The sequence below is a fragment of the Vibrio sp. M260118 genome, from assembly GCF_036533755.1.
Lineage (GTDB): Bacteria > Pseudomonadota > Gammaproteobacteria > Enterobacterales > Vibrionaceae > Vibrio.
Genome location: NZ_JATABG010000147.1, coordinates 1 through 8,305 on the forward strand (window position 1 = coordinate 1; position 8,305 = coordinate 8,305).

7 protein-coding genes and 1 pseudogene are annotated in these 8,305 nt (G+C 43.7%); 6 read left to right on the plus strand and 2 right to left on the minus strand.

Annotation, left to right across the window (positions count from 1 at the left end; genetic code table 11):
* Nucleotides 1–78: 78 nt before the first annotated feature.
* A complete protein-coding gene (locus QTO00_RS10520) occupies nt 79–666 on the minus strand; it encodes a TfoX/Sxy family DNA transformation protein (RefSeq protein ID WP_331424740.1) in 588 nt (195 codons plus the stop codon).
* A gap of 358 nt (nt 667–1,024) precedes the next feature.
* On the opposite strand from QTO00_RS10520, the gene QTO00_RS10525 reads away from it, so the two are divergent.
* From QTO00_RS10525 to QTO00_RS10545, 5 genes are all read left to right on the plus strand, one after another.
* Nucleotides 1,025–1,945, plus strand: a complete 921-nt coding sequence (locus tag QTO00_RS10525) for an HDOD domain-containing protein (protein WP_331424741.1) — start codon at nt 1,025–1,027, stop codon at nt 1,943–1,945.
* Between the two features lie 183 nt (nt 1,946–2,128).
* Nucleotides 2,129–3,034 (plus strand): lysine exporter LysO family protein, encoded by a 906-nt coding sequence (locus QTO00_RS10530; protein ID WP_331424742.1) that lies wholly within the window; start codon nt 2,129–2,131, stop codon nt 3,032–3,034.
* Nucleotides 3,035–3,149: 115 nt separating this feature from the next.
* Nucleotides 3,150–3,662 carry a hypothetical protein gene (locus tag QTO00_RS10535; RefSeq protein ID WP_038207240.1) on the plus strand — a complete coding sequence of 171 codons (513 nt, stop codon included), beginning with the start codon at nt 3,150–3,152 and terminating at the stop codon, nt 3,660–3,662.
* 142 nt (nt 3,663–3,804) lie between these two features.
* Nucleotides 3,805–5,454 carry a pyridoxal-dependent aspartate 1-decarboxylase PanP gene (gene panP, locus QTO00_RS10540; RefSeq protein WP_331424743.1) on the plus strand — a complete coding sequence of 550 codons (1,650 nt, stop codon included), beginning with the start codon at nt 3,805–3,807 and terminating at the stop codon, nt 5,452–5,454.
* Between the two features lie 289 nt (nt 5,455–5,743).
* A complete protein-coding gene (locus tag QTO00_RS10545) occupies nt 5,744–6,598 on the plus strand; it encodes a MurR/RpiR family transcriptional regulator (protein WP_038207237.1) in 855 nt (284 codons plus the stop codon).
* Between the two features lie 154 nt (nt 6,599–6,752).
* On the opposite strand, the pseudogene QTO00_RS10550 reads toward QTO00_RS10545, so the two are convergent.
* A pseudogene (locus tag QTO00_RS10550) lies at nt 6,753–7,902 on the minus strand (iron-containing alcohol dehydrogenase); the annotation flags it as partial.
* A gap of 264 nt (nt 7,903–8,166) precedes the next feature.
* On the opposite strand from QTO00_RS10550, the gene QTO00_RS10555 reads away from it, so the two are divergent.
* Nucleotides 8,167–8,305 (plus strand): GrxA family glutaredoxin (locus tag QTO00_RS10555; RefSeq protein ID WP_331424744.1); only part of this gene is annotated, 139 nt, incomplete at its 3' end.

Here is an 8,305-nt window from a genome sequence, read left to right on the forward strand (position 1 = left end):
ACATTAGAGCATTCCACTTCTATTTATCCTCTGAAGTGGTAAGAGAACGAAATCAAATAGAGGCTCTATTTAACTCTATTAGTGGCAACTTGCCAACAATTGACGCTTACGCGGTTCTTGAATCAACTTCCAATGTGTTCCTTCAATAGCACCCGCAAACTTCCAAAGTAACTTCACATCCACATCGCTACCATAAGCTTGCTTAACACGCGAAAATACCGCCGGCGCACCAAGCTCAATAAAGGTCTCCACATCGGAAATCCCCGCTTTTTTAACCATGCGTTCAAGAGTCAATTGCATATTTGGAAGATCACGCAAACGTCGATTCGCAGAAGACCGTTTAAATTCGCGTTGCGAAACCGAACAGTGAATCGATTGTTCAACTAGGTAGTTAATCTGTTGGTGTTGGTCAACAAATAGTTCAGTGATGTCGTAGTAATTTACTGTTGCAGTAGTCTGCTTTTTTACATGACGGTATTTCTCACAACCTAGTTGATTGAGAGTTTCGTCTAGCTTTTCACCACCCCTGATGAATATTTTATCTGCACTGAGCAGTGCAAACATAGCTTCGTCTCTAAACAACCCTGTACCACCAAACATAGATCGTTTTTGAAAGTCGCCAAACTTTTGTACGTATTGAATAAATAGTTGCTCTGTCATATCCATTGATCCTTAATCAAATACCCCGATTAGTCGTGATCACCAGATAGCAGCAGTTTTAAGCGAAAAAATACAAACTCAACCAAACTGTAGTGTGTTTTATATTAGATAGCATGGCTGATAAATAAGTCTCTAGAATGATAGTTAACAACAAAAAATAAGTCTGTGCATTCGTCACAGCAATGAGAAACTATTTTCATTATATCGTGAGAAAAATCACAAAACATTGCGTATGACAGATAATAATGACGTTTTGACACATAGATAAATTGCTACGAAAATTATCGTCGCTGAAAAATTATTGTTTGCTAATATAGTTAGCTAGAAGTTAAACTCACTAGAGTCAAATAACTAAAAATTGTTTATGAACCACCTATCATTTTACTGGCTTCCAGAGAACAATGATTTACTACTTAAAGGTATAGAGTCTGAGTTTTCTACCCTGATTGAACACTCTATTAAGTCGAGAAGCATTTCGCTTCCTCCAATTCCTGATGTAGTACTCAAAATACAACAGCTTTGCACTCAAGAGTGCACGACTGTTTCAGACGTAGCAGATTGTCTACTTGAGGACCCTGGTCTTGCAGCTATCGTTATTCGCGTAGCAAACTCAGTGATTTTCAACCGCCGTAACATCACCTGTACCGACTTGGTTACTGCGGTTTCTCGCCTAGGCATTCTTCGCGTACGAGACATAGTGACCGCTCAAGCAATTGAACAGCTCAAGCATTCAGTGAACCTTAGCCATTCGTGCAATAAGATATTGATTGAAAGCGCAGCCAATTCACGTGAACTGGCAGCAACCATGGTACTAGTCGTGAGAGGGTTTAAGGAGTCTGGCTCAACAGCATACAATAACTTAGAAGCCGACAAGGCACTGCTCTGTGGACTGCTTGCTGATATTGGCCTGTTTTGTATTGTCAACGAATACCACAACTACCTAGAGCAAGGTAACTACCTTAAAGAAGATATCGCCTTTCAGATTTTTGATCGTCAGTGTTCAAATGCGAGCAAATTGGTACTGGAGAGTTGGGGGTTTGATGATGACTTCTTAGCTGTGGCAGCCAATCAAGTTCATGGCAGCAGCTCAATGCCTGTTAGCTATTTGGACATTGCTCGAATAGCTAACCATATATTGATGTTCCGTCGACAAGACGAACATATTGCTGAACACACGGTAGAATTTGATGTAACTGGCGCAGATATACTGTACAAACTCAGTAATTTAAGTGATATTGAGTTCAATACACAGATTGACGAACTCATTAGCGCAAGCGGTCTATAAACTTTATACCAATCTGGATAAGTAGGTGATCAGATAATTGCGCAGGAAAAATCGCTTAGAGCAAGGCATAGATTGCAGCTAGCTAGTTGACCTACCTACAAAATCTATAACGCCGCTATCAGCGATTTTAACCAGCAAGAATGCCCAGATACTTATTTAGATTGGTATTACACAGGAACCATCATGTTTTCAGGGATGTTATTTATCTTTGCCCCACTTGTCGTGGGGTATTTCATATCTATATCTAGCAAAACGCTTCTAGACAGGATCAACTCGTCTACATCTAACCTGATCTACGTAATTCTGGCCCTAATGGGGCTAAGCTTAGCAGCGTTGGATAACTTGGGCCAAAACTTGCAGTTAATCTTAAAAACCACCGCGGTGTTTTTCTCCTGCTTAAGTGTGGCGAATCTGGCGGTTTTGCCCTTTATCGACAGATGGTTACCAATAAAGACAGACGCAAGCCAAAACAAACTGCCTCTCTCAGAAATGGCGATGGAATCAGCCAAACTGGTGTTAGTTGTCGGTGGCGGTCTAATCGTAGGCTTATTGATCCCGCTTGATTTAAGCTGGGTGGACACGGCGAGTGAATGGATACTATTTATCTTACTGTTTTTTATCGGCATCCAACTGCGTAACAGTGGACTAACCTTACGCCAAATACTGCTCAACAAACATGGTATGATCATCGCGGTGGTCATTATTGGTAGCTCTTTAGTCGGTGGAGTCGTGGCTGCGATGATCCTCGACATCAATTTATTCCAAGGCCTAGCGATGGCATCAGGGTTTGGATGGTACTCTCTAGCAGGGATTTTGATGGGTGACGCGTTCGGCCCCGTTTACGGTGGTGCTTCATTTATGATCGAGCTGCTTAGAGAACTGATTGCATTGGTGCTGATCCCGCTGTTTATTCGTAGCAATCCATGTACCTCTATTGGTTACGCTGGGGCAACGGCAATGGACTTTACCCTACCCGTTATCCAAACAACTGGTGGGGTGAGGTGTGTGCCTATTGCCATAGTTAGCGGCTTTATCCTCAGCCTGCTTGTTCCAGTTTTGATGCTTTTCTTTGTCTCTCTTGCAGGCTAGATCGCAGGAATTATCAGTTAAAACATCTATATTAACCATGGAATGCCCAAGTAATTTAGTTGACACTAAATTAGATAACTAGAAACTATAATAAATCGCCTCAAAAGGAATCACTATGAAACGCACTCTCGTTGCAATGTTGCTCGCTGCGACTTCGACGTTTGCATCCGCAGCCGATAATGCTTGCCTAGCTAAAAAATATGATGCTTACATCGACGCGTCTTTACACTGGTATGAAGATTTAGCCACCTTGACCTCAGAACAGTATCCAGACTTAACAGAGGTTAGCCAGTGGTTCCTTAAAGGGCGTAAAAACCACTTTGAGCTCAACCGAACTGCGGTACACTACTATTTGGAAAACGATCCAGTAAAAGTAGCAACCAACCAACCAGTTGAAGCTTGGCTTCAGTTAGAGCAGAAAGACATCAAAGTGCTCGCATCACGCAGTGATGAGCTTGGGCAAGTTGCTAAGGTCACTTTTGAAGATCGCCAAGCTAAACCGCATGAAAAGAACTACCAACTACGTTCAGCATTTGCTGATCTGTTGAGTCACCCAACAAAGATCGATAGTGCGCTTAAACGATACAACGCATCAATTAAACAACTAGAAGCGATTCAATGCCAGTAAGCTTAAGGCTTATTAGCGCATCGCCTTTTAAGAGTGTGTGCGCTAGCTAAAATCTAAGATTCGATAATTAAGACGGGACTTTGCTCCCGTTTTCGTTTAGATTGTCCCGCTGCAACAAAAATGATTAGAGCAATAAAGCTGTATGATATCGGAACAAAAAACGGCTGATGTGAGCTTCGAGAGTTTACTCCGAATCTTCACCGTCCCTGAAGGGCCAGACTCAACGCTAACCAAAATTGAAGAAGAACTTTCGCGCAACTTGAACAAGTTTTTGCGCGAGCATATCGTGGCTGAAGAAAAACCACTGCGCGATATAGAAAAAGACTTCTCTCACGCGTCTATCCCAGAACAGCCGGAATTTGTCTCAGAACATACTCAACATCTGCTTGATACATTAGTTTCTCAATCTGTGCATACTTCTGCACCGAGTTTTATCGGTCATATGACATCGGCATTACCTTATTTCCTAATGCCACTGTCAAAAATCATGATCGCGCTAAACCAAAACCTAGTAAAAATCGAGACATCTAAGGCATTTACGCCCCTTGAACGACAGGTTCTAGGCATGCTTCATCGCCTTATTTATGGCGAAGATACTCAGTTTTACGACCAATGGATGCACAGTGCTAACCACTCTCTCGGCGCATTCTGCTCCGGGGGCACCATAGCCAACATTACTGCGCTTTGGGTTGCTCGTAACAACGCACTTAGAGCAGATGCTGGTTTCAAGGGCGTTGAGAAAGAGGGGCTGTTCAAAGCTATGAAGCACTACGGTTATGAAGGATTAGCCGTACTTGTTTCTGAGCGAGGTCACTATTCTCTTAAAAAAGCCGCAGATGTACTTGGCATTGGTCAAGAAGGCTTGGTCGCGGTTAAGACCGACAACGACAATCGAATTTGCCCTAAGTCGCTAAAACAGCGTATCAAAGAGTTAAAACAACAAAACATCAAGCCTTTTGCCGTTATTGGTGTTGCTGGTACAACTGAAACGGGCAGTATTGACCCACTGAAAGCCATCGCAGCGATTTGCCAAGAAGAAGAGTGCCATTTCCATGTTGATGCAGCTTGGGGCGGTGCCACTCTGATGTCGAATAACTATCGTCATCTTCTCGACGGCATCGAGCTTGCCGACTCCGTAACCATTGATGCGCATAAACAGCTCTACATCCCTATGGGCGCAGGCATGGTACTGTTTAAAAAACCCGACGCGATGAAGTCGATTGAGCATCACGCACAATACATTCTGCGTAAAGGTTCAAAAGACTTAGGCAGCCATACGCTTGAAGGCTCTCGCTCTGGGATGGCAATGCTTGTCTATGCAGCGATGCATATCATTAGCCGACCTGGCTATGAGTTGCTGATTGATCAAAGTATCGAAAAGGCTAAGTTCTTTGCCAACCATATCGCACAACAGCCTGACTTTGAATTGGTTTCTGAGCCGGAATTATGCCTTCTTACCTATCGCTACTTACCTCAGCAAGTTCGCCTCGCGTTAGAAAAGTCGCAAGGAAAACAAACCGAAAAGCTCAACGAGTTGCTTAACGAACTCACCAAGTTTATCCAGAAACGTCAGCGTGAAACGGGCAAATCATTTGTATCACGCACACGTTTAAACCCTGAGCGTTGGGACCACTTGAACACCCTTGTGTTCCGCGTGGTATTAGCAAACCCGTTAACCAGTTGCGATATACTGAGTTCCGTACTCGAAGAGCAGCGTGAAATCGCTAAGCAAGCACCCAAGTTGCTCGCTCGAATTGAACAGTTAGCCAACAATATACTGTCGATCAGCTAGTCAAACTGAAACTTTATTTCGAACAAAGTGTAATTTGCCTATCAACACGACGTAAAAAACGTCAATTTTCTTGCTCGAATAGATATTTCTGTAGTTTTAACAAAATTTTGTTTGAGGCTTGTCATATATTGGCCAATTGAATACTAGAAAAGATGTCTTAAACCTTAAGCTTAGGTTTATACTGGCTGCATGGCGCTGGATTGCACTTGCCTTATTGGGGTCCTCTTTTTATCCCCTTAGTAACTTCGGGCATATCCAGTGAGTTGTTCTCTATACCCTCGTGAACACTATGAACACATTAGAAAAAATTCAAAAGAATCTAGAAAATTTTAGCAAGTCCGAGAGAAAAGTGGCTGAAGTCATCATGGCATCACCACAGACCGCTATTCATTCTAGTATTGCTACACTAGCAAAAATGGCTGATGTAAGTGAGCCGACTGTTAACCGCTTCTGTCGTCGTTTGGATACTAAAGGTTTTCCAGACTTTAAACTTCACCTAGCTCAAAGCTTGGCAAATGGGACCCCTTACGTGAATCGAAACGTAGAGGAAGATGACGGTCCTGACGCTTATACGCATAAGATTTTCGAATCAACAATGGCATGCTTGGACGTGGCTAAGAATAGCCTAGACGCTATGCAAGTCAATCGAGCGGTTGATCTGCTTACTCAGGCTAAGCGTATCTCATTCTTTGGCTTAGGTGCGTCTTCGGCTGTAGCGAAAGACGCGCAAAACAAGTTCATTCGCTTTAACATCCCTATCACCTGTTTCGAAGACATTGTAATGCAACGTATGAGCTGCATTAATTGTACTGACAACGACGTGATTGTGCTTATTTCACACACTGGCCGTACCAAGAGCCTAGTAGAAATAGCTAACTTAGCGCGTGAGAATGGTGCGACCGTAATTGCGATCACCGCCAAAGACTCTCCGTTAGACAAAGCGAGCTCTCTGTCGATCTCATTGGACGTCCCTGAAGACACTGATGTGTACATGCCGATGGCAAGCCGTGTTGTCCAGATGACGGTTATCGATGTACTAGCAACAGGATTCACACTACGTCGCGGTACTGGCTTTAGAGAAAACCTAAAACGCGTCAAAGATGTGTTGAAAGATTCACGCTACGACAAGCTATCACAATTCTAAACAAAACGGAGCATTCACTGCTCCGTTTTCTATTTCACATGAACAACCGCGACTTAGCCGTCCTCATAGCTGCCTTGATCTCTCGTATCTTCATGAGTCAAGAGTGTCGCGTTTGACGTGGTTCCAATCACCTCAGTACTTTCACAACGCCCTTTACACTGACACACCTGGCCCAGAATATAGGTTAACCGCTCTTGGGTCAGTGGCAGTGGATTCCCTTTTATCGCTACTGACTTAAGTGCATCTTCAGCAACCATGTCAAAAGAGGTAGAGCAAACGCCAAACGTGTTGAGCTTAGGAATGGCCAACTTCTCTAACATCATATTAGTCCACAGAATCGCATCTTCTCTACACGCGTTAACCCTTCCCGTAAGGATCTGCGCAATCTTTGAATAGCGGTGAAGTACGTCACTTCGTCCTGCCCGTTTCGCCGCATTAATGTTCTCCTGCATAACAAAAGGAGCCAAACGCGCGGTAATGATGCTATGAGGGGCATCGAGTTTTCCACCTAAAGCCGACGCTAAGCCGTGAGCGGCACCGAGCTTGGCATTGGTTATCGACATCCCTCCAAGCATTGCAGCAAATGAGATATCCGATCTCGCTTTATAGTTGTCTTGTAAACACGCAGGCAAGATTGACTCACTTAAGCGGCGTAGTCCCTCTTCGCATATCATATCTGTCAAAGGATTAGGGTCGCCACAGACATACGCTTCCATCAGATGAGTAAACGCATCCATTGCCCCTCTGCCTGAGGTTAGTTTATCGGTACCATAAGTTAAGGTTGGGTCGACGATTGCCACATCGGCAAGCATGTCTGGGCTTCTTAAGCTGACTTTAACTTGGTCTTGCCCTGATCGGAGTACTGCATTGCGAGTCACTTCTGAGCCAGTACTTGCCGTGGTTGGAATGGCAATAAAAGGCAGCGGTTTAGACTTAAGGGGAACATTTCGCCCGACGACTTCAACGTAGTCATAGACGTCACCTTGGTTGGGGATAACAGCCGCGAGTGCCTTTCCCATATCAAGAACACTGCCACCACCCATAGCAACCACCATATCGGGCTTAAACTTTCTTCCCACCAAAGCGGTTTCTTCTATCATAGTAATATTAGGCTCGCCACTTACTGCCACATGCTGATAACGCATAGATTGCTGTTTGACATAGTGAAGGAGGGAGGAAGCTCGCTCGATGTTTTTCCCTGTCACCAGTAACACGCTATAACCATACTGGTTTAAGACAGATAGTGACGATTGAAAGGCACCTTCGCCAAAAATAATTCTGGTCGAAGTCATAAATTGGAACATACCCAAACACTCCCTGTGACTGCCGTTTGATTAGCTTGCCTTCAATCCGTTGAAATAAAATTGACCAAGTGCAATTTTCAGTAAAAACCCTTTCTTTTATATGGCTTTCTAGATCAAAAGCACACCCAGTCTTAATCGCGCACCTACTGCGCGATTTTTTTTGCTCGATAGATTTGAGCTATCGAAACAAGAGGAAAAAGGCGCTTTATTTCCTGTTTTGAATCGGGCATAGTTGCATCTAACAAAAAACAGGAGAAAGAGAATATGTTCGTAGTAATCTTTGGTCGCCCGGCTTGTCCATACTGTGTTCGTGCAAAAGAGCATGCTGAAACACTTAAAGCTAAGCGTGATGATTTCAACTACCGTTACGTTGATATTCATGCTGAAGGGATCTCTAAAGCGG